This is a genomic window from Aeromonas simiae (assembly GCF_000820125.1).
GTDB lineage: Bacteria > Pseudomonadota > Gammaproteobacteria > Enterobacterales > Aeromonadaceae > Aeromonas > Aeromonas simiae.
In genome coordinates, this window is sequence record NZ_CDBY01000044.1 from 1 (window position 1) to 25,982 (window position 25,982).

Below are 25,982 nucleotides of genomic sequence, written 5' to 3' on the forward strand. Positions count from 1 at the left end.
ACCCCGCTCTGGCCGCCGAGCAGAAACACCCGGCGAAAGATCGGGCTGGTGCGCACCAGGTAGGGGGTAAAATCGGTGCCGTTGAGGTTGGCCGCAAACGGCGTGCCGGTCAGCAGGCGCGCCGCCAGGTTGAGGGCCACCCCGTCGTTGGCGATGAGGATGCCCGGCTCGCTAAAACGCGCCGCCTCGCCGTGGCACAGCTGAAGCAGGTTGCTGTTGGCGTAGAAGAGGCACAGGGGCCCCGACACCTGCCCGGCGCGGCGCTCCAGCTCGGCGCGCAGCGCCTCGCGCGAGCCGTTGAAGATGGGAAACCCCAGGATCGTCTTGCACTCGTTCATCATTGGCTCCCTGCCGCTGGGGCGAGATAGTCGGCCAGCACGGCCATCTGTGGTTTGTCCTGCCCATCGCCGCTGGGCTGCACCGAGAAGGGGTAGCTGCCCCACCAGGGGCCGCCGGCCCAGTAGGCCCACCCCATCCAGGGGGCGCGCGTCAGCTCGGCCAGCATCACGTCGAGCACCGCCAGGCAGCCGCGGCTGGCCGGCACACCAAACTCGCCGAGCAGCAGCCGCTGGCCGTGCTGACTGCCCCACTCGCCGGCGGCGCGCAGTATGGTGCGCATCTTCTGCGGGTCGATGCAGTCGTTGTGGGTGCCCGAGTAGTCGCTGTCGGCGTACTGGTGCAGCTCGATCACGCTGCGCCCGAGCGGATCGCGCCAGCCGGCCAGCAGATCGGCGTTGCTCGGCTGGGCCGCGCTGCCGCTAAACCAGGCGTGGGCGCCGCTCCAGTTGCCGCCCGACACCACCACCAGGTTGGCCACCTTGGCCTCGCGCAGCCGGGTCAGCACCTCGCCGGCCAGGCTGACCCACTGGCTGCGGCCGATCAGGGCCGGCTCGTTCATCAGCCCCAGGGCCACGTGATCCTGTTGTTCTGCCAGCGCCCCGGCCAGCCGCAGCCAGAGATCGCTCAGGGCATCGGCGGCCTGCGGCGCCTGATCGAGCGGCAACCCTTGGCGCTTGCCGAAGTTGTGCAGATCCACCAGCAGGCAGAGATCGTGCAAGGCGCTGTAGCGCGCCAGCCGCTGCAACTCACCCAGGTGCAGTGGCGAGAGGGCGCCGCCGGTCTCGGGTTGCAGCCGCTCCCAGGTCACCGGCAGGCGCAGCAGGCGCATCCCCTTGCCACGGAAGTAGTCGAGGGTTTCGTTCGACGGATAGACAAAGTCGACGTTGATGCGCCCCGGCAGCGCCGTCGCCTTGAACTCGGCCCCGGCCAGGTTGACGCCGGGCAGGGGGCCTTCACTGAGGCAGTCGGCCCGCCCCGGCAGGGCCAGCAGCAGCCACAGCAACCACAGCAGGCGGCTCATGAGGGCTGCTCCTGCAAGCGCGGGCCCGACACCGCGTCCGCGTAAGCGGCCATGTAGCGCTGCGCCACCCCCTGCCACGAGTAGTGGGCGATCGCCTCGACCAGCCGCGCGCCGAGCGCCGGGTAGTCGCCCGCCAGCGCCTCGTGCCGGGCCAGCAGGCATTCCAGCTGGGTCGCCTCGTCCCCCTCCAGCAGCAGGCCGAGACCGGTCTCCTCCACCAGCCGGCGAAACGGCGGGATGGGGCTCAGCAGCGGATAGAGGCCGCCACTCATCGCCTCGATGGCGGCCAAACCAAACCCTTCGTGGCGCGACTGGCAGATGAAGTAACCCGCCTCGGCGATGAGCCCCTTGAGCGCATCTTGAGAGGGGTTGGCGGCGATCTGTACCGCCTCGCCCACCCCGAGCCGGCGCGCTTCGGTGGCCAGCTCGGCCGCATCGAGGTCGTACTCGCGCCCGGCCAGGGTGAGGCGCCAGCGGGGATCGCGCCGGTGCAGCGCCGCAAACAGGGCCAGCGTCTCCTTGAGCCCCTTGTTCTCGGCCCAGCGGCCGAAGTAGATGAGGTGGCGCGGCAGCTGCGCGCGCGGCGGCAGGCGGAACTTGTCGACGTTGACGCCGTTCTCGATCACCTCGATGCGCGCCGGGGCGGCCACCTGACCGAACAGGCGGCCGTCGTTGGCGCTGGTGGCGAAGATACGTCGGTAGGCGAGGCTGCTGGCGCGGGTGACGGTGTTGAAGAAAACCTTCTTGGCGCCGCTGGCAAACTCGGTGTGAAAGAAGATGCCGTGGGAGCAGGCCAGCAGCGGCTTGCGGTGCAGCGGCCGGGTCAGCGCCAGGAAGTCGAAGAAGAAGTCGACCCCGTGCACGTGCACCACGTCGGCCTCGCGGATGGCCGAGAGGATGTTCCAGCACAAGGGGTAGCGACTCGAGCCCGAGTAAGGCAGGCGGATCACCGGCACCCCCTCGCGCACCTCGTAGGCGGGCAGGCGTTCGCCTTCACCGCGAAACAGGCGATCCAGGGTCACCACGGTCGGCGCCTGCTGGCCACTGTGCAGCTGCTGCTGGGCGATGTTGTAGACCACATCCTCCAGCCCGCCGATGGAGGGGTGGTACTGACGCACCACATGAAACACCTTAATGGTCATGACGCTGCACTCCGGCATGGGAAAGGGCCTCCTGCCGTGCGCCGCCCTCGGCGCACAGGCTGCCGACCAGGAACCAGAGCAGGCCGGCCGACTTGAGGGCAAACAGGGAGGTGCCGCTGATCGAGAGGATCATGGCGATGTAAAGAGAGATGAGGGCGCGCACCCGCAGCGCCGGCGCACTGTGCAGCGGGATCAGCCACAGCAGCCCCCACCCCAGCAGCAGGAAGGGCAGGCCGAAGCGGGTCAGCACATAGGCATAGCCCATGTCGCCGTAGTTGCCGAGCGGCGATTGCAGCCCCAGCATGTCGCCCACCTCGAGGGTGCCGAGCACCTTGCCGGTGTAGGTGAGGCGGCCGACAAAGGAGTCGCTGTAGGCCCCCTCGAAGAAGCAGTTACTGTAGATGTAGACGGCCGCCATCATGGCCCATGGCGCCAGCGCCAGCAGGGCGGTGGCACGCAGCGGCAGCAGCAGGCGCAGGGCGATCAGCATGGCGCTCATGGCCAGCCCGAAGCGCGAGTCGGACAGGGCGATCAGCATGGCGGCGCCGGCGGCAAGCAGCAGGCTCACCCGCCGCTCCCCTTCCCGGCACAGGGCCCAGATCAGCACGATGACCGAGAAGTTGCCAAGTGACACTGGCTCGAGAAAGATCGAGGAGATGCGGTGCGGCCCGAACAGCCAGGGCAAGATGGTGCGGCCGATGCCGTCCGGGCGAAAGCCGTTGAGGGTGAGCGCCTGGCCGCTGAAGATGGCGCCGCCGTCGCGGCCGATCCCGCTTTGGTTGACGAAGTAGGAGAAGGTGTGGAACACCCGGATGTACCACTCCAGCGCCAGCCACTCGAACAGGCCGAGCAGCAGCGCCACCCCCACCACCAGCAGCAAGACCTTGTCGACCAGCGCCGCCGAGCCGTGGCGCAGCCCCAGCCAGAAGAAGAGCAGGATGATCAGGATGTCGCGCACCGACTTGGCATCGAGCAGGCCGCGCAGCACCGTCAGGGAGAGCAGGTTGACCAGCGCCAGCAGGGCGAGCAGGGCGAGGCCGAGGGGCAGGCGGCGGTAGACCAGCAGCAGCACGCCGCCGTAGATGAGCGCCTCGACCAGCGCCACCAGGGTCGGGTTGATGGCAAACAGCAGGGTGTTCACCATGCACAATAGGCTCTGATAGAGCACGCTCGCCAGCAGCAGCGCCAGCACGGCGCGCTCGCTTGACGAGGTGTGCGCCTGCAAGGCGGCCGGCAGCGGCCGGCTCCAGAGCAGGGCGCTCATGCCCCCGCCCCCGCCAGCAGGCGCCGGGTGGCCGGATCGACCGCGGCCAGCAGCGCCGTCAAGAAGCGCTGTTGCAGGGCGAAGGCGTGCTCGCCGCGCTCATCCAGGCTGGAGACCCGCAGCAGCACCCCGTCCGGGATCTCTTTGCGCAGGGCAAAGCCGAGCTGGGCCCATTTGCGCTCGAGGCCGGGGCGCACTACCTTGTCCCCCACCACCATCCAGTAAGTGAGCGGCTCGACCCGGCTCCCCTGACGGGTCAGCAGCCGGGTGGCGGGCAGCGCCTGCCCCAGCGGGGAGAGGGTGATGGGCTCACGCCCTTCAATCTGAAAGCCCTGCGCCACGTAGCAGATCTCCGGGCGATGCGCCTGGGAGAGATCGCTCGACTGATCCCGGCCATAGACCAGGGAGAGCATCACCTCGCTGCCGTCGGCGGCGCGGTAGACCCGGGCGATCTGCTGCTCGTAGAGGCTGGCCAGGGCCTGACGCGCCTCGCCGGAGACCTCGACCACAGCCCCACCCGGCACCAGCTGCCAGTCGGCAAAACGCGCCGGGATCTGCTGCTCCAGCGCCACCTGGTGGCGCTCGGCCAGCCAGACCCGCCCCTGCTGCCAGTGCCGGCCAAGCAGGCCGATGACCAGCAGCAGCGCCAGCAGCAGCAGGGTTTGTACTGCGTAGCCCTTCATGGGGTCACCTCCCGCGGGCAGGCAAGGCCGAGGCGATCGAGCAGGCCGTCGAGGCCGATGATGAGCAGCAGCGCCACCACGAACAGGAACAGGCCGGAGAGCTCGTGCACGAAGCTCTGCCCCACCGCGTTGCCCTGGTGATAGGTGAGCAGGGCGATAAAGAGCACCCGCAGCACGTTGGCCAGCACCGAGATGGGCACGATCAGCAGGCCGATGACCGCTTTGCGCGCCGCGCCGCCGCGCTTGACCACGTGCAGGTAGAGCAGGGCGATCGCCTCCAGGCTGAACAGGGAGTTGATGCCGGAGCAGGCGTCCGCCACCAGCAGCTGATAGGGGCCGAGGTAGAGCACCACCCCCTGGCGCGCCACCGGGTAGCCGAGCAAATAGAGCAGCCCCTCGGTGACGGCGGAGATAAACAGCTTGAGCGGCTGCACGATGACGTCGGTCAGCACATAGGGGAGCGGGATGACAAACAGCAGCAGCAGCAGCGGCAGCAGGAATTCGCGCAGCGCCGCGCGGCCAAAATAGAGCAGCACCACGGCGGCCAGCATCAGGATCAGCGAGCCGGCCGAGAACATCGGCAGTTGCAGCAGCTCGCCGAGCAGGTAGAGGGCGGACGCCAGCAGCAGCGCCACGGCGCCGAGGGCGCGTGCCGGCGCACCGCGCAGCGGGCAGGCCAGCAACTGCTGGATGAACAACCCGAGGGCCAGCACCAGCAGCAAGGCGGCGGTGCTCCCCCCCAGGCTCTCCCCTTGCGCGAAGTAGAGGCCGTGAAACAGGGGCACATAGAGGGCCGCCAGGGCGGCCAGCGCCAGCCAGAGGGCGGCGCCATGTCGCAGCTGCATCGCGTCAGTCAAGGTAGACACACCCCAGCAGCTCGGCCCGGATCAGGCGCAGGCGCGCCACCATGTCGGCCAGCGCCGGCAGCGGCGTGCCGTCGCGCCGCGCCAACAGCAGCACGCCGGGCACCAGGGAGACGAGGATCTGGGTGTCGTACCACTCGTGCTGATCCGGGGTGTGGTAGATCACCACCTCGTAGCGCTGGGCCAGCTCGGGCACCAGCTGCTGCATCCGCTTGCGCGACAGCAGCTCCTGCGGATTGGGGGCCGGGGTACCGGCCGGCAGATAGTCGAGATCCTCAAGCCCCGCCACCGGCTCGACCAGCCGCTCCAGCTCGCCGCGACCGGCCAGCAGATCGGACAGGCCGACCCGGCGCCGACTGCCGAGCAGGGCGGGCAGCGCGCTGCCGCGCAGGTTGGCGTCCACCAGCAGGGTGGCAAGACCGAGCTGGCTGAAGGCGATGGCCAGGTTGCCGGCCAAGGTGGCACGCGTCGCCTCGTCATCGACCCCTCCCAGCAGCAGGCTGCGCTGCCCCTGAGCCAGCCAGGCGAGCTGCAACTGGCTGCGCAGCGCCTTGATCTTCTCTTTTTCCAGCAACCGCTCGGCATAGGCCATGTAGAGGCGTTCGCTGAGCGCGCTGCCCGGCTCGGCCAGGAAGCTGGAGAACTGGCGCGCCACCATGGCGTGCACGTCGGCTTCGCTGAGCAGCCCCAGCTGCTGGGCCGCCTCGCCAAAGCGGGTGCCGTGCTCGTGCTGGTGCTTGAGGATCTGGCCGAGTTGCAGCTCGGTCAGCTTGCCGGCGGCCAGCAGCAGCTCGCCGACGCGCGGCATGCCGGCCGGCTCGAGCAGGCGTTCGCGGGAAGAGAGGGGCATCATGATTGACCTCCGCGCCAGTTGAGAAGCAGCCGGGGGGCGCGGGCGGGCGAACGCTCCCCTTGCAATGTGATGAGCACGGGCAGCCCCAGAGTGTGGGTGAGATCGTCGGCGCAGCGCACCCGGCGCGCGCGCAGCTCGACCAGAAAGCTCGCCAGGGCGCCGCAACCGAGCGCCAGCAGGGTGCCGAACAGCAGGTTGAAGAGCGGGCGCGGCGACACGGGGCGGGCCGAGGGCTGGGCCCGTTGCAGCACTGTGATGTTGGTCAGGCTGGCGTTGGACTGGATGGCCGCCTCGGACCACTTCTGCATCACCAGCTCGTAGCTGCGCTGGGCGTTGTCGACCCCGCGCTGCAATATGTCGAGCTCGGCCAGGCGATCCTTAAGAGCCAGCACCCGCAGCTTTTGCTGCGCCAGCTCGTCTTGCTGCGCCTTGAGGCGGGCGGCCATGGCCTCCACGCTCTGGCGGCGCTGCGCCTCGATGCGCCCCTGCTGATCGGCCCGCTCGCGCTCGGTGGCGGCGATCTGGGCATTGAGTTGCTGATATTGGGGGTGGCGGGTGCCGCTGCGCTCGGCCACCAGGCTGCGCTGCTTGCGCAAGTCCGCCAGCGCCAGGGTGAGCTGGGCCAGCAGCGGGTTGTCGTTGTTCTGGGCATCGGTCACCCGCGAAGAGGCGGCGATGTAGTCGGCCTCGGCCTGGGTCACTTGGCCGGTCAGCTCCATCAGGCGCTGACTCTCGGTGTCGATGCGATCGCGACTGCCGGCCAGGATGCCGTGCTGGCGCTGGTAGTCGGACAGGCGCGCCTGACGCTGCTCGAGATCCCGTTGCAGATCGACCATCTGCTCCTTGAAGAAGGATTCACTTTGCAGTGCCTGGCCGCTGCGGTTTTCGATCACCACGTGGCGGTAGGCATCGACAAAGCCGTTGGCGATGGCGGCGGCGAAGGCCGGATCCACGGCGCCGTAGCGCACCGTGATGGTGTTGCTCTCCTTGCCGGGCACCACATCGAGATCGCGCAGCAGGCCGGCTGCCAGCCAGCTGGCGATGTCGCCACCCTCGCCGCTGCGGGCAAAGCGCTCCTGGGCCTGGGGGTAGTCCGCCAGACGCAGATCCCGCACCACCCGCAGGGCGGTGGCGTGGCTGGCGACGATGGCCACCTGGGTGCCCAGATAGTTCTGCTGCACCACGGGGCCGAGGGAGCTGAACTGCACCGGATCGCTGCCGCCATCGACGGCGATCACCGCCTCGCTCATGTAGCGCTTGGGCAGCAGCAGGGTCATGGCCAGCACCAGCACCAGCACGGTGAGCGCGACCAGCAGCAACAGGCGGCGGCGGGCCAGCAGGACGCTAAAAAATTGGGTAATGGTCATCATGCTCGCTCCTAGAACCAGCTCTCGCCGACGAAGATGACCGCATCGGCCTTGAGCCCAGTGGTCAGGGTGACGGCCTGGTTGACCAGCTCGCCGTTGGCATCCTGGTGTTGCAGGCTGATGTCGCCGTGATCGGCGCGCGGGGTGAAGCCGCCGGCCAGGGCGATCGACTGCATCACGGTCAGCCCAGCGCCAAGCGGGTAGCTGCCGGGGCGCAGCACCTCGCCATAGACGTAGACCTGCGGCTGACGTGGCACCACCAGCTGATCGCCCGGTTGCAGCAGGGGATCGTCGTGCAGCCCCTCGGCACCGAGCTCGTAGCGGGTGCGCTGGTTGCCACGCACCAGCTCGATGCTCTGGCCCCCGGTCGGCGCGACGCCGCCGGCAGCGGCCAGCATGCCCGAGAGGCGGGTGTCGACCTTAAGCGGGTACTGGCCGGGGCGGTTCACCTCACCCCATACCGAGACCAGCTGGCTGCGGTATTCGGTCACCAGCAGGTTGACGTGGGGCTGGGAGAGCACGCCGGCGGCGCGCCAGCGCTCGGCCAGCAGCCGCTCCCCCTCATCGAAGCTGAGGCCCGCCATGGGCACCTGGCCGAGCAGGGGGACGTTGAGGCGCCCGTCGGCGGCGATCTCCGCCTCGAGGGAGAGATCCGGGTTGCCATAGACGCTGACCCGCACTATGTCGCCGGCCCCCATGCGATAAGGGGCGGCACCGGCCCAGCCGGACAGCAGCAACAGTGACAACAGGGCCAGGCCCCGGCGCAGTGAGACGTTCATCATTGCAATCCCTTGAGGCCGGTGGCGAGTTGGGCGGTCTGGGCCGGCCCCTCCTCGGCCGCGGCGGCGAAACGTTGCAGGTACTCGACGCTGGCATCGCCGCGCAGAGCGACCAGCTGCTGCTCGAGACGCTGCTGCTGACGTTGACGGGTCAACTCGGCGAGGATCTGCGCCTTGGCCTGGCTCAGGGTGAGTGGCGCCTCCTCGCGAAGCTTGAGGCGCATCAGCACCCGCTGGCCGTTGGCCCGATCCACCAGGGTGTCACCCGGATTGAGGGTGCGCAGCTGGGTGGCGAGTCGCGCGGGCAGCCCCTCGCTGCTCACCTGCACCTGCTGGCGGTTGAAGGGCACCCCCTTTTGCTTGAACCAGCGCTCGGCGGCCGTCTCGTCGGCGAGGGCGTCAAACTCCCGCAGCGCGGCTTGATCGAGGGCGGCCTCCGGCACCAGAAACGCGGTCAGCTCATAGCGCTGGCGCTGGCGAAACTCCGCCTCGTGCTGCTGGTAGTAGGCGCGGATCTCCTCCTCGGCCGGCGCCGCGAGCGGCGCCCCAGGGTGGCGCGCCAGCACCGACTGGGCCAGCACCTGACGGCGGGCAAACTCGAGCGCCTGCACCACCTGCGGGTCCCGATCCAGCTTGTCGGCCTGGGCGCGCTGCACCAGGATCTCCTGGCGCACCAGCTCGTCGAGCACCAGCTGCTTCTGTGCATCGCTGAGCTGACGCCCCGGCGGCTGCTGGGCCAGCAGGTAGTTCAGTTGCAGCACGGTCAGCTCCTTGCCGTTGACCCTGGCCAGCACCTGGCTGGCGGCCGGTTTTTCCGCCTCGCCGCAGCCCCCCAGCACCAACAACACGGCGGCGCCTAACAGCGCCACTCCCCTGTCTCTTTGCTTCATCCTCAATCCTTACGCTCAGTAGGCATTGCCCTTGGGTTTGACGGTCTGATAGGCGGTCATCAGGACGATGCGCAGGTCCATCCACAGTGACCAGTGGCGCAGATAGGCCAGATCGAACTCGATCCGTTTCTCCATCTTGTCGAGGGTGTCGGTCTCTCCCCGGCAGCCATTGACCTGGGCCCAGCCGGTGATGCCGGGGCGCACCTTGTGGCGGATCATGTAGCCCTTGATCAGCTTGCGGTAATACTCGTTGTGGGTGTTGGCGTGGGGACGCGGGCCGACGATGCTCATCTTGCCCTCGAGCACGTTGATGAACTGGGGCAGCTCGTCGAGGGAGCTTTTACGCAGGAAGCCGCCGATGGGAGTGAAGCGCTGATCGCCTTGGCGCGCCTGCACCACCTTGTCGCCATCCTCCATCACCGTCATGGAGCGGAACTTGTAGACGACGATGCTCTTGCCATCCATGCCGTAGCGCTTCTGGCGGAAGATGACCGGCCCCGGCGAGGTGAGCTTGACCGCCAGCGCGGTGCCGAGCATCAGCGGCCAGATGAGGGCCAAGATGGCGAGGGTGAGCACGATGTCCTCGGCGCGCTTCACCACCCCCTTGAGGCCGGTGAAGGGGGAGTCGCAGACGCACACCACCGGGATGCCGGCCACGTTGTCGACGTGACCCTGGATCATGTCGAACACGAAATAGTCGGGCACAAAATAGATGGAGACGGTGCTGTCTTGCAGGCTGTCGAGCAGGCTCATCACCCGGGGCTGAGAGGACATGGGCAGCGAGATGTAGACGTGGCTGATCCCCTCGCGCTGGATCACCTCGGCCATGCCGGCCAGGGTGGCCAGCAGCTCGCCCGGCTTGATGCGACCGGCGTCGAGGCGGGTCAGCTCGCGATCGTCGAAAAAGCCGACGAACTCCATGTTGAGATAGCCGTTGGCCCCGATGCGATCGCGCAGGGTCATGCCCGCCTCGTTGGCACCGACGATGGCCACCTTGCGCTTGGCCACCCGCTCGCCTCCCCCCATCAACAGCTGCACCAAACCGTGGGACGCCAACAGGGTGGCGGGCGCCAGCAGGGCCCAGGCCAGCAGATAGGGGGGATAGAAGTAGAGGTGCCAGGAGGCCAGGTAGCCGATGAGCGACAGGGTCGCCACCACGAAGCACCAGCCGAGCACGAAGCGCAGCAGCCCCCACCACATCAGCCCCTGGCTGCGCACCAGCAGCACAGAGCCATCCATCACCAGCATGGTGAGCAGGAAGGCCAGTGCCGCGAGCACCAGTTCGGTGCTGCCAAACGCCACGTCGAACAGGGGGTGCAGCAGATAGAGGGTCGCCACCACCAGCACCGGATCGATCACCGACTTGAACAGGGTCACCAAGGGTGAGATCCGCTCCAGCTCACCTTGCAGGGTGTCGAGGGAGGGGTAGAACGCCGCTCCCTCCTCGCGCTGTGGCTGGATCGCCTCCTGCTTGGCGGCCAGCTCTGCCATCACTTCGCTCATCCCGTACCTCAGTAGATGTAAGACAGGTTCAAGCCTGCGCTCTGGTAGTCATATTCCCGGTAGTCCTGGCTGGCCTCGCGCCGCCCCCACTCCCAGCTCAGCTGGGTGCTCCAGCGCTCACTCGGGCGCCAGTTAAGCGCCGCGCTGTAGGAGAGGGTGGTCTCGTCGCCGAGCAGATCGCCCCCCGCCAGCACGCCCGGCTGATAGTCGGCGCGTACCTGGGAAAGACGCTGCTCGAGGCCGAGCCGCTCGCTCCACTGCCAGACCCAGCCCAGCCGGGCCGTGTCATTGATGACCGACTGGTAGCGCTCGCCGCTCGGGGCCTCGCGCCGTTGCCAGCTGGCATCGAACTGGTGGTGGGCGCCCGCCTCATAGCGGGCCGCCAACCGACCCACCCAGTAGTGGCGCCGGCTGTCACCGGCATAGCGCCAACCGAGCCGGCCCAACTCCGCATCCAGGCTCAGGCGCGCCGTCACCGGCCAATGGCCGGTCAGGCTCAGGGTGTCCTGATCGCTGTCGCGCCCGCCCCCCGCCTGCTGGAGATAGTCGGTCTGCTTGTGCTCCCACCCCAGTAGCAGGCTCGCCCCCTGCCGGCTGCGCAGCCCGCTGGTCGCGCGCCAACCGCTCTCGTCCAGATCGAGCGGCTGGTAGAGGTGGCTGCCGTGGCGCAGCGTGCGCCAGCTGCCAGCGAGAGAGAGGGCCAGCATCCGCTCCTGCGGGTTGGCCAGCTCCCCCTCCAGACGCCGCTCGTCCTGCATGTCCTTGATGCCGAGCGCCACATCCTCGAAGGCACCCAGCCGGCGGCTCTCGCCATAACTCAGGCTGGGTCGCAGCCAGGGGCCCATGACCCCCTGCCAGCCCACCCGCCAGCTGTGGCCGGTGTGGGACATGCCACTGTTGCGGCGATATTCCTGGCGCTCGATATTGGCGCTGGCAAATAGCTGTTGCCGTGACCAGCGGGTGCCCCATCGCCCTTGCAGTGAACCGCTACCAATATCGTCACTGCGATATAATCCGCTGGGCAAAGATGTCTCGTCGTTTAACCGGAAGATATTATTGTCATGGCGGCTATTGACCGCCGTGGTCAGTGACCAGGTATCCCCTTGCTGCTGATTAGCCTGCACATCAGTGCCATATATTGCGGCACCCAATATCACCAGGAGATACCTCATCCCTGTCGCTCGCTTTATCAATTAAAATAGTGATGACCTGCCCGACCCAGCCATTCCTGACTGAGTCTGGGCAATTACACATTCGGCAAATAGCGAATCAGTTGATCAGGCGGCCTGCAGAGTCGGAATACGTTGGCTGCGACGGCGTTTGGACACCAGCAGGGTCAACAGGCCGACACCAATCAGGGCATAGACTTCCGGCTCGGGGATCGGCGCGGTCACGATACCGGCGATATAGGAGCCACCCAGCTGGGTACCGGTGACCACACCGGAGATCAGCAGGTCATAGCGACCGGCATCCGGCAGCACGAATTGCCAGGCGGCATCCAGGCTGTTGACCACCGGCGTGATGGCCACATAGCTGGACTTAACCACATCCCACACCGCCAGGGAGAAGTTGCCCACCCCGAAGATGTCGCCGAAGGTGAAGCTGACCACACCGGAGTTGGCCACCGCGGCCTTGTCCACATTGATCTGCCAGGTATCGGTGAAGTGGCTACCAAAGGCCTCTCCCGCATGGTCAAACAGGGTCGTTGCCGCCCCCGGTACACTGACATCCTGCACCGCCGCCATCGCCTGACCCGCACCAAGCAGCACCAACAACAAGAAAATGTTCCGTAACATTATGCGTTCCTCCATAGAACAGCTTTTAATGACATTTAATTGAATTAACCATTACAACAAAGCCAACCGATATAAATACCACCTCCTGCTTGAATCCAAGCTCCCTGTTATTTGATCAGTCGATCGAAACGGCAAGATAGCGATACCCTACACCGCACTGGCATTTGCTATTTTGTCAGTAAGCAAATTCTACAGGGCGTTATTGTATGTTCTTATCAAATAGATCCAATTACTGAGCGCCCACCCAATAACAAGTGAGCCTTCTAATAATTATTTTCTGAACCTGCGATTGATTTGAGCAGATCTTAACTAGCGTGTTTTTTTTAGATATAGGGGGAAAGACTGAAAATAGATAAAGGGGGATGAAATAGAAAACCACACCTTGGTATGAGGTATTTCTCATACTGGTGTGGTGGTGTCTATTAATATGTATTTACATGCTAGCAACAAGATAGATATTGCGCCGAATTGAAATAACCATAACCGCTTCAGCCCCCTCAATCCTTGACCCAGATCCCACCCGGCTCTTTTTCCACGGCTTTTTTCCACCTCCTCTGGCTGTTAAGCTGGCGCCCTTTCCCACAGGAGCCTCCCATGCTGACACTGCTTTCCCATACCCGTTATCGCCAGCAACCGTGGAGCAGCGGCAAGGGCAGTACGACCGAGATCCTGATCGCGCCCGCCCACGCCTCACTGGCCCGCCTCGACTTTGATTACCACCTCAGCATGGCCCCGCTCAAAGAGGGCGGCCCTTTACCGCTCTTTCCCGGTTTCTCCCGCATTCTGCTGCCGATCCGGGGGGCTGGTTTCGTGCTCAACGGACACCCCTACACCACCTTTGAGATTGCCCACGTCGATGGCGAGACACAGACCCACTGTGAGCTGCTCAAACGGGAAGTGACCGAGCTCGGGCTCCTCTACCGCCCCTCTCGGGTCAAGGCCAATGCCAGGGTGCTGACCCTTCCCTTTCCGCTGACCCTGACGCTGGAGCCGGCCAACACCTACTTGGTCACCCTGCTGGAGGGGAGCCTGCAAGCCGCCGGTCAGCCGCTGCAAGTGGGTGACACCCTGCACCTCTGCGGCGAGGAGAGTCTGGCGCTGCAATGCGAGCGCTCCGCCACCCTGGCCTTCTTCACCCTGCAACCGCTCACCTGAAGGGTGTACCCGGCGCGTGGCACGGGATAGGATGGGAATGAGAATAGTTTTCATAAGGAATGTTTCATGTCCCTCCCCGCTCCCCAGCGGCCACGCCTCATCCGGGTACGCCGCATCCAGGATGTCACCCCGCACCTGCGCCGCATCACCTTTCACAGCAATGAGCTGACCGACTATCCCTTCACCTGTGGCGGCGCCCACATCAAGCTGATGTTTCCCCAACCTGGGCAGCGCGACCCTGTGCTGCCCACCCTGACCGAGCAGGGGCCGCGCTGGGCGAGCCCGGCGGAAAAACCGCTGCTGCGCACCTTCACCCTGCGCGCCTTTCGCCGTGAACAAAATGAGCTGGATGTCGAGTTTGCCCTGCACGGGGAGAGCGGCCCGGCCAGCCGTTTTGCCCTGAATGCCCGCATCGGCGACACGCTCGGTCTCTCGCAGCCGGGCGGCCCCTCCCCCATGTTGCAGGCGGCACGCCACTATTACTTGGCCGGCGATCTCACCGCTCTGCCAGCCATCGCCGCCATGCTCGAGGAGATGGCCACGGATGCCACCGGCCGCATCGCGCTGCTGGTGCCCAGCCCGGCGGATATTCAGCCCCTGCCGGTGCCGGCCGGGGTACACATCGACTGGATCGTCGGCGGGCCGGAGGCGGCGCCGCAGCTGGTCGAGGCCCTGCTCGGCGCTCCGCTCGAGGCGAGCATGAGCCAGTTCTGGTTCGGCGGTGAAGAGCGCATCGTGGTGCCACTGCGCCGCCATGCCAGGCGCACGCTCGCGGCGCCGCGCAGCTGCGTCTATGCCGTTCCTTACTGGCGGCAAGGTCAAAGCGAAGAGGCCTACCACCCGGCGCGTCACGCCGTGATGGACGCCGAGGCATGAAAAAGGGCAGCCCGCAGGCTGCCCTTGTCCTCTCTCTGCCGGCTTAACCCAGCTTGAAAGAGCCCTTCATGATGGCCCAGTGGCCGGGGAAGGAGCAGAAGAAGCTGAGATCCTTGCCGGCCAGATCCTTGGCCGGGAACGTCACGCTGCTGCTCTCACCGCCACCGATGAGCTGGGTGTGGGCGATGACGCGGGGATCTCCCTCCTTGAGATAGCCGCTGGCCGCCCCTGCACTCATGCCATCGGTGGCCACCCCTTGCAGATCTGCCGTGGCGGCCAGCACCCAGTTATGGCCCATGGCGGTAACCGGCAGCTTGCCCACGTGCTTGAGCGTGACCGTCACCTCCTGACAACTGGCCGGCACACTCATGGCGTCAGTACTGAACTTCATGGCATCATCGGCCTCTATGGTCAGAGAGCACGCATCAGCAGCCAACACCGGCGCCGCTATGACGCCCAGTAACAGAAAAGGGATTGCATATCTCATCGTGATTTCCTCGCGGTAAACGTGGGCTCATCATAGCAAACGGACTCAAGACGGATATTGCGACATCTTCTCGCCCCCTGTATGGGGATGCCCCCCGCGCAGGGAAGCGCGTGCAAGCCACGGCCATGAACCACCGCCTCAGGCGGCCGTATGCATTGATCCCCCCCAGTGGGGCGGGTTTGCATTGTCACTTCATTAAGGAAAAAGAGATGAACCAAGAAATTGTCGTGATCGCCAATGGCGCCCCGTACGGAAGCGAGTCACTGTTCAACGCACTGCGGCTGTCGCTGACGCTGGCAGAGCGCGAAGGGGTCACGCTCAAGTTGTTTCTCATGTCGGATGCGGTCAGTGCGGCCCTGCCGGGGCAAGCGCCGGGAGAAGGGTACAACCTGCGCCAGATGCTGGAGATCCTGCTGGCTCAAGGGGTCCCCGTGCGACTGTGCAAGACCTGCTGCGAGGCCCGTGGCCTCAGCGCGCTTCCTCTCATTGAGGGGATTGAGATAGGTACCCTGGCCCAACTGGCCGACTGGACTCTGGCGGCCGACAAGGTACTGAACTTCTAACAGGGGCGGGCCGGTTACATGGCCGGCCGCCATCCCCCTTCATTGAGCGGCAACTCAGGGGCGGTGCGCAGATAGGCATTGAACTCTTTCATCGTCATGGGCTGGGCAAACCAAAACCCCTGTAGATAAGCGACCTGACGCTCGCGCAGAAAATCCGCCTGCTCCTGATTTTCGATCCCCTCTGCCACCGTCTTGAGGCCGAGCCGCTGCGCCAGATCCAGCGTGCCATCCAGAATATGGCGTGACAGGGCATCGGAGCCGATCATGGCCACAAAGCAGCGATCAATCTTGAGGTAATCCACCCGGAACTGTTGCAGGTAGCTCAGGCTGGAGTGGCCGGTACCAAAATCATCCAGCGCGATCTTGACGCCAATCTGATCGAGACGCTCAAACAGCAGCGTGGTGATCTCGGTCGGCTCAAGCAGTACCCGCTCGGTCAATTCCAAGGTGAGGCAAATCCGCCCCGGCGGAAACGCCGAGAGGAACGTCTGGCAATCTTCCAGCAACGAGAAGTCATGGCACTGGATCGGGCAGATGTTGAAACTAATGTGAAACTCGGGCGGCAACTGATCGAGATGGGCCGACAGCTCCCTGGCCACCTCCAGCATCAGCTCGCGAGTAATAGGAACGATAACCCCACACTCTTCCGCCAATGGCACAAACAGGTCGGGACGGATCATGCCAGAGCGGTAATGGTTCCAGCGCACCAGAACCTCAGCCCCGACGAGGGAGCCATCATGGCCGCTCACGATCGGCTGGATGAAAGGGACAAACTCACCGCGTAGCAGCGCTCTGCGCATCTCCATCTCGGGTGTCAGCATCCGTCCCCAGGTGACATAGACCATACCGCCCATGCCCAGCGCCAGGATCACCAGCACCATCATCATGCCCTCTTCACCGCTTAGCAATAAAGCGAGAGGGGCTTGTTCCGGCCGGCCTTGCCAAATGCGGTAGAGGTACTTGCTCGAACCATAAGACTGCCAGTTGAGATCGCCGTCGGGCCTTTGCTCCAGGAATTGCCCGGATTCATCCAACCAGGTATTGCCAATCTGTAGCAATTGCCGGCTCCCCAGCTTGCGGCTCGATGACTGCTCTATCAGCAACTTCTCACTGAGCTCGCTGGGATAGACCCCAACCAGCACAGCCCCATCCTCACTGTCTTGACGGAAAGAGAGGAGCGGGGTCAGTACATCACTATTGAGTTCATTGTGTTCACGCTCAACCAAGAGCAATGAACGGCCAGGTTCATGCAACTGGTTGACCGGTATATCCATTTCACCAAAAACGGACGAGCAGTAGGCGCGCTCTTTGAAAACCAGCGCCAGCGTTCTGACATAAGGAGAATGGGCCGCCAACATGCGCAGGGGCACCTCGGCACCGGCGCATGCTTTACCCACCAGAGACTGCGCCTCTCCGGCTGAATCTTTGACGTTATCGAGAATGTCATCCACCTGGCTGATCACGAGCGCCAACTCGAACTCCCGCTCAGCATTCAGCTTCGAGTACCCCTGCCAGCAGAGGATGGAAAAACCACTCAACAGCACGAGAAGGATGGTGAATATGCTCCAGAGACTACGCCATTTATTCCCGCGGGATGCGGCAATAGCGACCATTTAGTTATCTACCTCAATCAATAGCTAAATCAGCCTCCAATGCCGATTAATTATTGCCACTCGCATCCATGTTTTTTAGGGGAAAAGCATTCTATGCTGCCAAGTCCTGTATCGCCAGAACTTAACTCATGCTATTGCGTTTTTTGTTACTAACGGTACTCAATCTTGCCCTTGCTGCGTGTTCCGAGCCGGAAACCGCGCTGCGTATTGAAGGGCGCACCATGGGAACCTTCTATGCGGTGACCCTGGCCGACCCCTTCCCTGGCGGGGAAAAGGCCCTGCACCAGCAGGTGGAGGCTCGGCTGGCCCAGATAAGCCAGGAGATCTCCACCTACGATCCGAATTCGGTTCTCTCCCGCTTCAACCGCAGCCCGGCCAACACGCCCTTTCCCATTCCTGCGCTGATGGCCAGGGCCGTCGCGCAGGGGATAACTGCGGGGCAGACCACCCACGGCCTGCTGGATGTGACGGTCGGCCCCCTGGTCAATCTGTGGGGCTTTGGCCCGGACAAACGTCCGCAGCACACCCCAAGCGACGCCGAGATAGCCGCCGCGCGAGCGCGGGTGGGGATCGACAAACTGCACCTCACCCAAGGCAAAGAGGGGGCGTTACTGAGCAAGAGCCGCACCGATCTCTACCTCGATCTCTCCACGCTGGGTGAAGGTGTCGGAGCCGACGCTATCGCCGAACTGCTCGAACAGTCAGGAGTCCATCACTATCTGGTGGAGATCGCCGGAGCGGTGCGCAGCAAGGGACACAATCCCAACGGCGCACCGTGGCGCATAGCCATCGTCGATCCTTCGGATAAGCCGGGCGCCTTCCAGGCCGTGGTGGCCCCCAAGGAGATGGCGGTCAGCACGGCGGGGAGCTATCGCAACTACTACGAGCTGGATGGCAAGCGCTACTCACACATCATCAATCCGCGTACAGGAAAACCCATCACCCACAGATTGGTGTCGGCCACCGTCATACTGCCAACGGCGCTAGAAGCGGATGCCTATGATACCGCACTGATGGTAATGGGGCCTGAACAGGCCCTGACATTTGCGCAAAAAAACCGGCTGGCCGTCTACCTGATCGTCAAGACAGACAGGGGATTCGAAGCGCGCTACACGCCCCAGTTCACCCCCTATCTGGTGCAGTAAAGGGGCCCAGCAGCCCCTCGCTTCCATCACTCGATGGGGATGCGCTGGCCGCGCGGCGCCTCGGCCTGCTTGGGCAGGCTCAGGGTCAGCAGCCCGTTGTCAAACTTGGCCGTAACCCCCTCCAGTTGCACGTCCATCGGCAACTCGAAGCTGCGGGCCACACTGCCGTAGTAGCGCTCGCTGCGCAGCATCCTCTCTTCTTGCTCCTGGCTGTCGTGCTGGCGTACCTCGGCCCGGATGGTCACCACCCGGCCATGGATATCGAGATGGATATCCTCCTTACGCACCCCCGGCAGTTCGGCCAGCACAGTGTACCCTCCCTCCGACTCTTTCACGTCGAGGGTGATCTGGGAGGGCAGGGGCTCACCGTGCAGCGGCTTGATGGTAAACCCGGAGGCCAGGTCGCGAAACAGATCGTCGAACAGGTTGGCGCGGGCGGGTAACAGGCTCATCACATTCCTCCTCTTCGTGGGGCCTCCTCTGAGTGTAAAAAGGCCCCCTCCTACCGCAAGTCGATCCCGTTTGCGCTTGATCGCGATCAAAAAGTAACCGGCGGCAGGCCGTGAGACGGCTCGCAATCTTCTGTTCTATCAAATAATTACGTGGTCATGGCCCAAGCGGGCACAGTAAGATGAGGCATATCGACATGCAAGGAGCCACAGATGAAACTGCTATTGCTGGTCGCGGCCATCGGCCTCGCCTTCTATCTCTACTCGAGCAGTCAAGCCCGCCGCCAGGCCGGGGAAAACATGCGAATGGGTGATCAGTTTCTGCAAGAGAACCGGGGCAAACCGGGGATCAATGAGACGGACTCTGGGCTGCAATATGAAGTGCTGCACGAGAGCGAGGGGCCGCAGCCGCAAGCCGGCAACCGCGTCAAGGTGCACTACGAGGGACGTCTGCTCGACGGTACCGTGTTTGACAGCTCCTATGCCCGTGGTGAACCCATCAGCTTTGGCCTCAACCAGGTGATCCCGGGTTGGACCGAAGGATTACAACTGATGCACCAGGGCGAGAAGATGCGCCTGTTCATCCCCGCCCGCCTCGGTTATGGCGAGCGCTCTGCCGGCAAGATCCCCCCCGGCTCCCTGCTCATCTTCGACGTCGAGCTGCTCGGCATCGAGTAAGCCTGCACAGCAAAAGACCCGCGCCATGGCGCGGGTCTTTTTCGTTAGTCCCCCTCTCCCCCTGGTGGTTAGGCTCGCAAAGAGCAGGCCAGGAGCCCCCACCGCCAGGCTCTAGACAACGTCCGCAGAAGCCGCAAGATGCAGGCGGCCACCCAAATGGGTGACAGTGACACACACAAATGAAAACAAATATCATTTAGATTTCACTGCAAATATACTCCCCTCGCCCGGCCTCTTCGACTGCCGGCACACCGTCAAGGGCCAGCAAGAGCCCCCCTCAACGACATGGAGTTTTCAATGCAGTCAGGCAGTTTCCCCCTTCGTCCCCTGGCCGTGGCACTGGGTCTGTTGACCCTTCCCCTGCAAGCTCAGGCCGACGACACCGCCCATGAGACACTGGTGATCACCGCCACCCAGACCCAACACACCGAGCTGAGCGCTCCGGCCAGCGTCTCCGTGGTGACCCGCAGCGATCTTGAGAAGATGAACGCCACCACCCTCAGCGAAGCGCTCAAGGGGGTGACCGGGGTCAACATAGCCCCCGCCAGCGCATATGGCCGCAGTGAAATCCGCCTGCGCGGGCTGGAGGGCGACTACACCCTGCTGCTCATCGACGGCCGCCGCGTCAACTCGCGCGAGGCCCTGAGCTCGGCCTACGCCAACGATTTTGACCTCTCCTCCATTCCCATGGCGGCCATCGAGCGCATCGAGGTGCTGCGCGGCCCCATCTCCTCCCTCTACGGCGCCGATGCCCTCGGCGGGGTGGTTAACGTCATCTTGCGCAAGGCCGGTGAACACACCGAGGGGGCAGCCTCTTACACCTCGACCCACCCGACCGAGGGCGACGGAGGAGACGGCAACCGAGGCAGTGGCTACCTCTCGGGCGCCCTCATCGATCGGGTACTGCTCGGCAATCTGGTGGTCGAAGGCAACCACAAGCAGGCATGGCAGAGCGATCTCAGCCGTAACGCCAGCAGCGATGCCAGTGAGAAACGTGAGAAGTGGAGCGCCCTCTCCAACCTGACCTGGCTCATCGACCCGCGCCAAGAGCTGGAGCTGGGCGGCAGCTATGCCAAGGATGACCGGCTGGCCCACTGGAACAACTACGGCGCCACGGTGAAAAACGATCAGCAGATGGAGCGTCTTGGCCTGCATCTGACCCACAGCGGACGCTGGGAGTATGTCGACAGCCGGCTCGGCTATGCCTTCGAGCAGGCCGATCTCCATGATGACTCGCAGCTGATGACGGCACTGACCCAGCGGCCGGGAGAGGTGACCCAGACCAACCACACCGTCGATGGTCAGCTCAGCACCCTGTTGGGCGATCACCGGGTGACGGCAGGCAGCGAGTACCGCATCAGCGAGCTCAAGCACAACGTCAACCTGACGAAAAAAGCGAGCGTCGATCAGTATGCGCTCTACCTGCAAGACGAGATTGGCCTGGGCGATCTGACCCTGACCCTCAGCGGCCGGCTGGACGATCACCAGACTTATGGCAGCGAGTTCAGCCCGCGCGCCTATGCCCTCTACGCGCTCACCGATGCCTGGGTGCTCAAGGGGGGCATTGGCCGCGCCTTCAAGGCGCCGACCATAGCCCAGACCGACGCCGATTATGCCGTTCCGGCCTGTCGCGGCCGCTGCTCCATCATCGGCAACCCGGATCTCGAGCCGGAGACCGCAGTCAGCTATGAGGCGGGCACGGCCTACAACAGCCAGCACTACGGCGGCGCCCTCACCCTCTTTCACAACGATATCCGCAACAAGATCCAGAGCGATGCCTGGAGCGCCAACCACAGACCGAGCGTGATGACCTACTACAACGTCGATGACTCGCGAATTCAGGGGGTCGAGCTCAGTGGCTGGCTGGCGCTGCAACCCGGGCTGACCCTGTCGGCCAACGGCACCGTGCTCAATGCCGAAGACAAGAGCACAGGGCTGGATCTCTATAAAACCCCGGAGCACACCTTCAATGCCGCGCTGGCCTGGCAAGCAGTACCCGCTCTGGATACCCGTCTTGGCTGGAACTATGTCGGCAGTCAGACCATTCCGGTACCGCGCATGAGCGGCGCCACCTATGAACGCAGCGAAGGCTACCACACCTTCGATTTCGGCCTGGTGTGGCAAGCCATGCCCCAGCTCGACATCCGGGCGGGCATGACCAACCTCACCAACACCCAACGTGACGGGGTGGCCACCGACGCCGACCTGATCCTTGAAGGACGCACCCTCTACGCCGGACTGGATTACCGGCTCTGACCGACAGCCCCGCCATGCGGGGCTGCTCTTTTTCAGGGTGACTGGATCTGCTGCGCCGAGAAGGCAATGCTGTAGGGGTCTTCACGATGAAGGGAGTCATCGTCTTGCTGCTGCGTCTTGCTGCCCTGCTCTGCACTTCACTGGCCCTGGCCGGCCAGCCGGAGCCCGCGCCAGTGGTCACCACCACCGCCAACCGCCTCAACGCCACGGCACCCGACACGGGCCGCAAAGAGCGGATCGAGGTCTATAAATTCCGCCAGGCCAACGGCGTGGTCAGCTACTCGGATCAGAGCCCGAGCGACGGCCACTACGAGCTGCTGGTGTTCGAGTACTGCTATGCCTGCGATCCCGCCTCCCCCATCGACTGGCGCCGCACCGGCCTTTATGTGCAGGACTACGCCGCCACCATCCAGGCGGCGGCCCGCGCCTATCAGGTTGAACCGGCCCTGATCCGCGCCCTGATCCACGCCGAGTCGGCCTTCAATCCGCAGGCGGTCTCGCGCAAGGGCGCCATGGGATTGACCCAACTGATGCCGGGCACGGCCCGGGATCTCGGGGTGGGCGATGCCTTTCTCGCCGAGCAGAACATCTTCGGCGGGGTCAAATACCTCTCGGCCCTGCTGCGCCAATACAAGGGCAATATCCAGCTCGCCACCGCCGCCTACAACGCTGGGCCCGGCGCCGTCGATCGCTACAAGGGGGTGCCCCCCTATGCCGAGACCCGCGCCTATGTCGAACGCATCGCGCTACTTCACCAACGCTACCGGGATGCCCTCGGCAGCGGCAATCGCCCATAAAAAACGCACCCCGAGGGGTGCGTTTTGCAAGGGAGATACACATTACTCTTTTTCGGCCACCATGCGGTAAGCCAGGGCACCGATCACACCACCGATGATCGGGGCGACCCAGAACAGCCACAGCTGGCTGACCGCCCAGTCACCCACAAACAGGGCCACTCCGGTACTGCGCGCCGGGTTGACCGAGGTGTTGGTCACCGGGATGGAGATGAGGTGGATAAGGGTCAGGCACAGGCCGATGGCAATCGGGGCAAAACCGGCCGGAGCACGGCTGTCAGTGGCGCCCATGATGACAAACAGGAAGAAGGCGGTCATGACCACTTCGCACACCAGGGCTGCCATCAGGCTGTAGCCACCCGGGGAGTGTTCGCCATAACCGTTGGAGGCAAACCCAGCCGCCACGTCAAAACCGGCTTGGCCGCTTGCGATGACATAGAGTACGGCACCCGCCAGCACGCCACCGATCACCTGAGCAACGATATAAGGCAGTACCTTGGACGCGGGGAAACGACCACCGGCAAACAGACCGACAGTCACGGCCGGGTTGAGGTGGCAACCGGAAATGTGGCCGATGGCGAAGGCCATGGTCAGCACGGTCAGACCGAAGGCAAGTGACACGCCCAGCAGACCGATACCCACATCAGGGAAAGCGGCGGCCAGTACGGCACTGCCGCAGCCACCCAGCACCAGCCAGAAGGTGCCAAGTAATTCAGCGGTATACGATTTCATTTGTGATCTCCTCTGTTGTCATGAAGCGGCCCGCAGACCGGCTCCGGGCGCATTATGGAAACTAGGCGCCATTTGACCAGTACGCCAGCGGGGGATGGAAATTGTGACTCAAATCACAACCCAATGATTAATAACACAAAAAGTATACACACATAAAAAAAGAGCCTGATGGCTCTTTCCGGTACCACGACAGTTCTTGTCCGTTTGGCTAGCGAAATCGCCCATGAGCAGTGCCGGTGACGCGTCCGGCCATGCGGATCAGGCTCTGCCGGGTGTGCAGATGACACAGGGCGATGGCCAGCGCATCGGCAGCATCCGCCTGGGGCGTGCCCGGCAGTTTCAGCAGGTGCTTGACCATATGCTGAACCTGCGTCTTATCGGCGCCCCCCGTCCCCACCACCGCCTGCTTGATCTGGGTCGGTGAGTACTCCCCGACCGGCAAACCGGCGTTGACGGCCGCCACGATGGCGCTGCCCCGTGCCTGACCGAGCTTCAGTGCTGAGTCTGCATTGCGTGCCATGAAGACCCGCTCGATGGCAAATTCATCCGGTGAGAACTGGGCGATGATCTCGCTCACCCCGTCATACACCTGCTTGAGGCGCTGCGGCAGCTCGCCGAGATCGGTGCGAATACACCCCGAGCCCAGATATTCCACCAGCCCCCCCGTCACCCGGATCACCCCGTACCCCGTGATCCGCGACCCCGGATCGATTCCCAAAATAACGCTCATCGACTCACATAGATTGAACTGCAATGGGCGCCACGATAACAGAGTTGCGCCCCCTTGGCCTCTTTCACCTTGCCCAAGGCTGAGCTGGCGCGCTTGCCAACCACAGGGCGGGCCGAGCCATGAAGCAAAGACCACACCTCAGAGACGCGGGCGATGGAATGCGTCACGCCTTAGCGCTGCGGCACCTGGTGGAGGCACCTGCGCGGGCTCATTGCCCTGGCTGGGCCAACTGCTGACGATAACGCTGGGGGGCGCAGCCCTGCTCACGCTGGAACATGGCGATAAAGGCCGACGTGGAGCTATACCCGAGCCGCCAGGCAATCTCTTGTACCGGCATGTCGCCGCGCAGCCAGGCCAGCGCCTTGACCATGCGCAGCCGGGTGCGCCACTGGCCAAGGCTCATGCCGAGCGCCTTCTGACAACGGCGCGCCAGGGTGCGCTCCGTGGTGTGCAGTACCCGCGCCCACTCGGCCAGGGTACGGTTATCCTCCGGCGCCGCCTGCAACGCCGCCAGCAAGGGGGCGAGCAGCCGGTCGCGGCTCTGGGGCAGATAGCTCGGCTGGCAGCGGGTGCGCGCCAGCTTCTCGATAAAGAGCGCCCCCTGCCGCGCGTCCCACTCGTCCACCATGTGGCCGACGCGGCGCTGGGTGAAGTCTTCTAACAGGGCGCGCAGCAAGGGAGTGAGCGCCAACAACTGGGGCTCGCGCGGCAGGCGCGGGGCCAGCTCGTGACTCACGTAGATCGAGGTGTAATCGAGGGTCTGCTCGTTGAAGGCGCTGTGGGGCATATCCGCCGGGACCCAGATGAGGTAATCCGGCGGCGCCACCAGCCGCTCTCCCCCTATCTCCACCACCATGACCCCCAGACTGATGAGGCTGAGCTGGCCCCAGGGGTGGCTGTGCTCGGCGCAGGCGTTGCCCCCCTGGATCTGGCTGTAACGAAAATAGAGGGGATTGGGGGGAGCCAGCAGGCGATCCTGCTCGGCCAGGGTGAGCGCGCTCATAGAGAATGTCTCAAAGCGATGATGCGATGTCTTATTTACGCTACTTGCCGAGTTAAAGACAAGGTTAGACTCCTGCCATAGACCCAAGGAGTGCCTATGCCTGTTCTCTTCCCCCTGCTCGCCATCCTGATCTGGGCCGCCAACACCGTGGTGTCCAAGGCGGCGGCCGATCTGATCGATCCGGCCGCCATCTCCTTTTATCGCTGGGTGATAGCGGCGCTGGCCCTCTCCCCTTTCTGTCTGCTGCCACTGTGGCGCCGCCGCGCCGACCTCCGCCCCTGGCTGGGCAAGCTGCTGGTGCTGGCCGCCCTTGGCATGGTGCTTTACCAGTGCCTCGCCTACTACGCCGCCCACCAGACCTCGGCCACCAACATGGGGGTGATCGGCTCCCTCATCCCCCTGTTGACCGTGGTGCTCGGCGCCCTGTTTTTTGGCAACCGTCCCGGTCGGCAGGCCATCAGCGGCGTACTCATCTCCCTGCTTGGCGTGCTCTGGCTGCTTGGCAAGGGCCATCCGGCCACCTTGCTCGGTGGCGTCAATCCGGGGGATCTGATGATGCTTGCCGGCTCCACCAGCTACGCCCTCTATGGCCTGCTGCTGCGCCGCTGGCAGCTCCCCTTCGGCCCTTGGCTCAACCTCTATCTGCAAGTGCTGCTGGCGGTGTTGTTGCTGATCCCGGTGGCCGCCAGCGCCGACTCGCTGGCCGTCACCGGGGAGGCTATCGGGCTGGTGCTGTTTGCCGGCCTCGCCTCCTCGCTGTTTGCCGCTTACTGCTGGCTGCGGGGGCTGGCCACCCTGGGGCCGGAGCGCACCGCCATCTTCATGAACCTGATGCCACTGCTCACCGCCCTCATCGCCGTGGTGAGCCTGGGTGAGCCGATCCACGGTTACCACCTGCTGGGGGGCGGATTGATCCTGACCGGCGTCGCCATCAGCCAATATCGGCCGCGCCGGGTGGCGCTTGCCGCCGAGTCGGCCTGAGCGAAGGAAAAATAAAAAGG

The 25,982-nt window shown here is 64.4% G+C and carries 27 protein-coding genes; 8 read left to right on the top strand and 19 right to left on the bottom strand.

Annotation, left to right across the window (positions count from 1 at the left end):
• From BN1134_RS07600 to BN1134_RS07660, 13 genes are all read right to left on the bottom strand, one after another.
• A partial coding sequence (locus tag BN1134_RS07600) for a hypothetical protein (protein WP_042046350.1) occupies window positions 1-338 on the bottom strand: 338 nt, incomplete at its 3' end.
• Entirely contained in the window at window positions 338-1,360 is a 1,023-nt protein-coding gene (locus BN1134_RS07605) for a glycoside hydrolase family 5 protein (RefSeq protein ID WP_052449440.1), read from the bottom strand. The genes BN1134_RS07600 and BN1134_RS07605, both read right to left, overlap by 1 nt.
• Window positions 1,357-2,502, bottom strand: coding sequence for a glycosyltransferase family 4 protein (locus BN1134_RS07610; protein WP_232300610.1), 1,146 nt, complete (start codon window positions 2,500-2,502; stop codon window positions 1,357-1,359). The genes BN1134_RS07605 and BN1134_RS07610 overlap by 4 nt, the downstream gene beginning before the upstream one ends.
• Window positions 2,492-3,766, bottom strand: a complete 1,275-nt coding sequence (locus BN1134_RS07615) for a hypothetical protein (protein WP_042046352.1) — start codon at window positions 3,764-3,766, stop codon at window positions 2,492-2,494. The genes BN1134_RS07610 and BN1134_RS07615 overlap by 11 nt, the downstream gene beginning before the upstream one ends.
• Window positions 3,763-4,449, bottom strand: coding sequence for an exosortase-associated protein EpsI, B-type (gene epsI / locus BN1134_RS07620; RefSeq protein WP_052449442.1), 687 nt, complete (start codon window positions 4,447-4,449; stop codon window positions 3,763-3,765). Before epsI ends, BN1134_RS07615 begins: the two co-directional genes overlap by 4 nt.
• Entirely contained in the window at window positions 4,446-5,294 is an 849-nt protein-coding gene (gene xrt, locus BN1134_RS07625) for an exosortase (RefSeq protein ID WP_042046354.1), read from the bottom strand. Before xrt ends, epsI begins: the two co-directional genes overlap by 4 nt.
• Window positions 5,295-5,298: 4 nt before the next feature.
• Window positions 5,299-6,165: a cyclic di-GMP-binding domain-containing protein, MshE-related gene (locus BN1134_RS07630; protein ID WP_042046355.1), complete on the bottom strand. Its 867-nt coding sequence runs from the start codon at window positions 6,163-6,165 to the stop codon at window positions 5,299-5,301.
• The gene (locus BN1134_RS07635; protein ID WP_042046356.1) at window positions 6,162-7,535 is read right to left on the bottom strand and encodes a Wzz/FepE/Etk N-terminal domain-containing protein; all 1,374 of its coding nucleotides are present in this window, start codon (window positions 7,533-7,535) and stop codon (window positions 6,162-6,164) included. Before BN1134_RS07635 ends, BN1134_RS07630 begins: the two co-directional genes overlap by 4 nt.
• An 8-nt stretch (window positions 7,536-7,543) precedes the next feature.
• The gene (locus tag BN1134_RS07640; protein ID WP_042046357.1) at window positions 7,544-8,311 is read right to left on the bottom strand and encodes an SLBB domain-containing protein; all 768 of its coding nucleotides are present in this window, start codon (window positions 8,309-8,311) and stop codon (window positions 7,544-7,546) included.
• Window positions 8,311-9,201 carry an EpsD family peptidyl-prolyl cis-trans isomerase gene (locus tag BN1134_RS07645; RefSeq protein ID WP_084214748.1) on the bottom strand — a complete coding sequence of 297 codons (891 nt, stop codon included), beginning with the start codon at window positions 9,199-9,201 and terminating at the stop codon, window positions 8,311-8,313. Before BN1134_RS07645 ends, BN1134_RS07640 begins: the two co-directional genes overlap by 1 nt.
• A gap of 15 nt (window positions 9,202-9,216) precedes the next feature.
• Window positions 9,217-10,704 carry an undecaprenyl-phosphate glucose phosphotransferase gene (locus BN1134_RS07650; protein ID WP_198133153.1) on the bottom strand — a complete coding sequence of 496 codons (1,488 nt, stop codon included), beginning with the start codon at window positions 10,702-10,704 and terminating at the stop codon, window positions 9,217-9,219.
• A gap of 8 nt (window positions 10,705-10,712) precedes the next feature.
• Window positions 10,713-11,876 (bottom strand): hypothetical protein, encoded by a 1,164-nt coding sequence (locus tag BN1134_RS07655; RefSeq protein WP_156991704.1) that lies wholly within the window; start codon window positions 11,874-11,876, stop codon window positions 10,713-10,715.
• A 105-nt stretch (window positions 11,877-11,981) separates the two neighbouring features.
• Entirely contained in the window at window positions 11,982-12,500 is a 519-nt protein-coding gene (locus BN1134_RS07660; protein ID WP_042046360.1) for an FxDxF family PEP-CTERM protein, read from the bottom strand.
• Window positions 12,501-13,094: 594 nt separating this feature from the next.
• On the opposite strand from BN1134_RS07660, the gene BN1134_RS07665 reads away from it, so the two are divergent.
• Window positions 13,095-13,655: a HutD family protein gene (locus tag BN1134_RS07665; protein ID WP_042046361.1), complete on the top strand. Its 561-nt coding sequence runs from the start codon at window positions 13,095-13,097 to the stop codon at window positions 13,653-13,655.
• A gap of 66 nt (window positions 13,656-13,721) precedes the next feature.
• Window positions 13,722-14,531: a siderophore-interacting protein gene (locus BN1134_RS07670; RefSeq protein ID WP_042046364.1), complete on the top strand. Its 810-nt coding sequence runs from the start codon at window positions 13,722-13,724 to the stop codon at window positions 14,529-14,531.
• A 43-nt stretch (window positions 14,532-14,574) separates the two neighbouring features.
• On the opposite strand, the gene azu is transcribed toward BN1134_RS07670, so the two are convergent.
• Window positions 14,575-15,018, bottom strand: a complete 444-nt coding sequence (gene azu, locus BN1134_RS07675) for an azurin (RefSeq protein ID WP_042046365.1) — start codon at window positions 15,016-15,018, stop codon at window positions 14,575-14,577.
• A gap of 209 nt (window positions 15,019-15,227) precedes the next feature.
• Between azu and BN1134_RS07680 the strand changes: the two genes are divergently transcribed.
• Window positions 15,228-15,581: a DsrE/DsrF/TusD sulfur relay family protein gene (locus BN1134_RS07680; RefSeq protein WP_042046366.1), complete on the top strand. Its 354-nt coding sequence runs from the start codon at window positions 15,228-15,230 to the stop codon at window positions 15,579-15,581.
• Between the two features lie 14 nt (window positions 15,582-15,595).
• On the opposite strand, the gene BN1134_RS07685 is transcribed toward BN1134_RS07680, so the two are convergent.
• Window positions 15,596-17,044 carry an EAL domain-containing protein gene (locus BN1134_RS07685; RefSeq protein WP_232300611.1) on the bottom strand — a complete coding sequence of 483 codons (1,449 nt, stop codon included), beginning with the start codon at window positions 17,042-17,044 and terminating at the stop codon, window positions 15,596-15,598.
• A gap of 278 nt (window positions 17,045-17,322) precedes the next feature.
• Here BN1134_RS07685 and BN1134_RS07690 point away from each other — a divergent pair, with 278 nt between their 5' ends.
• Window positions 17,323-18,339: an FAD:protein FMN transferase gene (locus BN1134_RS07690; RefSeq protein ID WP_042046369.1), complete on the top strand. Its 1,017-nt coding sequence runs from the start codon at window positions 17,323-17,325 to the stop codon at window positions 18,337-18,339.
• A 26-nt stretch (window positions 18,340-18,365) separates the two neighbouring features.
• On the opposite strand, the gene BN1134_RS07695 is transcribed toward BN1134_RS07690, so the two are convergent.
• Window positions 18,366-18,791 carry an Hsp20/alpha crystallin family protein gene (locus tag BN1134_RS07695; protein WP_042046370.1) on the bottom strand — a complete coding sequence of 142 codons (426 nt, stop codon included), beginning with the start codon at window positions 18,789-18,791 and terminating at the stop codon, window positions 18,366-18,368.
• 210 nt (window positions 18,792-19,001) lie between these two features.
• Here BN1134_RS07695 and BN1134_RS07700 point away from each other — a divergent pair, with 210 nt between their 5' ends.
• The 3 genes from BN1134_RS07700 (at window position 19,002) to BN1134_RS07710 (ending at window position 22,519) form a co-directional block, all read left to right on the top strand.
• Complete coding sequence (locus BN1134_RS07700) at window positions 19,002-19,466, top strand: BamJ family beta-barrel-assembly machinery protein (protein WP_042046371.1); 465 nt, start codon at window positions 19,002-19,004, stop codon at window positions 19,464-19,466.
• Between the two features lie 297 nt (window positions 19,467-19,763).
• Window positions 19,764-21,722, top strand: a complete 1,959-nt coding sequence (locus BN1134_RS07705; protein WP_084214749.1) for a TonB-dependent receptor domain-containing protein — start codon at window positions 19,764-19,766, stop codon at window positions 21,720-21,722.
• Window positions 21,723-21,808: 86 nt separating this feature from the next.
• Window positions 21,809-22,519, top strand: coding sequence for a lytic transglycosylase domain-containing protein (locus BN1134_RS07710; RefSeq protein ID WP_084214750.1), 711 nt, complete (start codon window positions 21,809-21,811; stop codon window positions 22,517-22,519).
• A 42-nt stretch (window positions 22,520-22,561) separates the two neighbouring features.
• Here the strand turns inward: BN1134_RS07710 and aqpZ are convergent, their stop codons facing one another.
• From aqpZ to BN1134_RS07725, 3 genes are all read right to left on the bottom strand, one after another.
• Window positions 22,562-23,248, bottom strand: a complete 687-nt coding sequence (gene aqpZ, locus BN1134_RS07715; RefSeq protein ID WP_042046373.1) for an aquaporin Z — start codon at window positions 23,246-23,248, stop codon at window positions 22,562-22,564.
• 208 nt (window positions 23,249-23,456) lie between these two features.
• The gene (ruvC, locus tag BN1134_RS07720; protein WP_042046374.1) at window positions 23,457-23,978 is read right to left on the bottom strand and encodes a crossover junction endodeoxyribonuclease RuvC; all 522 of its coding nucleotides are present in this window, start codon (window positions 23,976-23,978) and stop codon (window positions 23,457-23,459) included.
• 208 nt (window positions 23,979-24,186) lie between these two features.
• Window positions 24,187-24,981 (bottom strand): AraC family transcriptional regulator, encoded by a 795-nt coding sequence (locus tag BN1134_RS07725; RefSeq protein ID WP_042046375.1) that lies wholly within the window; start codon window positions 24,979-24,981, stop codon window positions 24,187-24,189.
• A 96-nt stretch (window positions 24,982-25,077) separates the two neighbouring features.
• On the opposite strand from BN1134_RS07725, the gene BN1134_RS07730 reads away from it, so the two are divergent.
• Entirely contained in the window at window positions 25,078-25,962 is an 885-nt protein-coding gene (locus BN1134_RS07730; RefSeq protein ID WP_042046376.1) for a DMT family transporter, read from the top strand.
• Window positions 25,963-25,982: the final 20 nt, after the last annotated feature.

Coding starts and splice junctions, on each gene's coding strand:
- BN1134_RS07605 (WP_052449440.1), bottom strand. CDS start 1,360: ATGAGCCGCCTGCTGTGGTTGCTGTGGCTGCTGCTGGCCCTGCCGGGG.
- BN1134_RS07610 (WP_232300610.1), bottom strand. CDS start 2,502: ATGACCATTAAGGTGTTTCATGTGGTGCGTCAGTACCACCCCTCCATC.
- BN1134_RS07615 (WP_042046352.1), bottom strand. CDS start 3,766: ATGAGCGCCCTGCTCTGGAGCCGGCCGCTGCCGGCCGCCTTGCAGGCG.
- epsI (WP_052449442.1), bottom strand. CDS start 4,449: ATGAAGGGCTACGCAGTACAAACCCTGCTGCTGCTGGCGCTGCTGCTG.
- xrt (WP_042046354.1), bottom strand. CDS start 5,294: ATGCAGCTGCGACATGGCGCCGCCCTCTGGCTGGCGCTGGCCGCCCTG.
- BN1134_RS07630 (WP_042046355.1), bottom strand. CDS start 6,165: ATGATGCCCCTCTCTTCCCGCGAACGCCTGCTCGAGCCGGCCGGCATG.
- BN1134_RS07635 (WP_042046356.1), bottom strand. CDS start 7,535: ATGATGACCATTACCCAATTTTTTAGCGTCCTGCTGGCCCGCCGCCGC.
- BN1134_RS07640 (WP_042046357.1), bottom strand. CDS start 8,311: ATGAACGTCTCACTGCGCCGGGGCCTGGCCCTGTTGTCACTGTTGCTG.
- BN1134_RS07645 (WP_084214748.1), bottom strand. CDS start 9,201: ATGAAGCAAAGAGACAGGGGAGTGGCGCTGTTAGGCGCCGCCGTGTTG.
- BN1134_RS07650 (WP_198133153.1), bottom strand. CDS start 10,704: ATGAGCGAAGTGATGGCAGAGCTGGCCGCCAAGCAGGAGGCGATCCAG.
- BN1134_RS07655 (WP_156991704.1), bottom strand. CDS start 11,876: ATGAGGTATCTCCTGGTGATATTGGGTGCCGCAATATATGGCACTGAT.
- BN1134_RS07660 (WP_042046360.1), bottom strand. CDS start 12,500: ATGTTACGGAACATTTTCTTGTTGTTGGTGCTGCTTGGTGCGGGTCAG.
- BN1134_RS07665 (WP_042046361.1), top strand. CDS start 13,095: ATGCTGACACTGCTTTCCCATACCCGTTATCGCCAGCAACCGTGGAGC.
- BN1134_RS07670 (WP_042046364.1), top strand. CDS start 13,722: ATGTCCCTCCCCGCTCCCCAGCGGCCACGCCTCATCCGGGTACGCCGC.
- azu (WP_042046365.1), bottom strand. CDS start 15,018: ATGAGATATGCAATCCCTTTTCTGTTACTGGGCGTCATAGCGGCGCCG.
- BN1134_RS07680 (WP_042046366.1), top strand. CDS start 15,228: ATGAACCAAGAAATTGTCGTGATCGCCAATGGCGCCCCGTACGGAAGC.
- BN1134_RS07690 (WP_042046369.1), top strand. CDS start 17,323: ATGCTATTGCGTTTTTTGTTACTAACGGTACTCAATCTTGCCCTTGCT.
- BN1134_RS07695 (WP_042046370.1), bottom strand. CDS start 18,791: ATGAGCCTGTTACCCGCCCGCGCCAACCTGTTCGACGATCTGTTTCGC.
- BN1134_RS07700 (WP_042046371.1), top strand. CDS start 19,002: ATGAAACTGCTATTGCTGGTCGCGGCCATCGGCCTCGCCTTCTATCTC.
- BN1134_RS07705 (WP_084214749.1), top strand. CDS start 19,764: ATGCAGTCAGGCAGTTTCCCCCTTCGTCCCCTGGCCGTGGCACTGGGT.
- BN1134_RS07710 (WP_084214750.1), top strand. CDS start 21,809: ATGAAGGGAGTCATCGTCTTGCTGCTGCGTCTTGCTGCCCTGCTCTGC.
- aqpZ (WP_042046373.1), bottom strand. CDS start 23,248: ATGAAATCGTATACCGCTGAATTACTTGGCACCTTCTGGCTGGTGCTG.
- ruvC (WP_042046374.1), bottom strand. CDS start 23,978: ATGAGCGTTATTTTGGGAATCGATCCGGGGTCGCGGATCACGGGGTAC.
- BN1134_RS07725 (WP_042046375.1), bottom strand. CDS start 24,981: ATGAGCGCGCTCACCCTGGCCGAGCAGGATCGCCTGCTGGCTCCCCCC.
- BN1134_RS07730 (WP_042046376.1), top strand. CDS start 25,078: ATGCCTGTTCTCTTCCCCCTGCTCGCCATCCTGATCTGGGCCGCCAAC.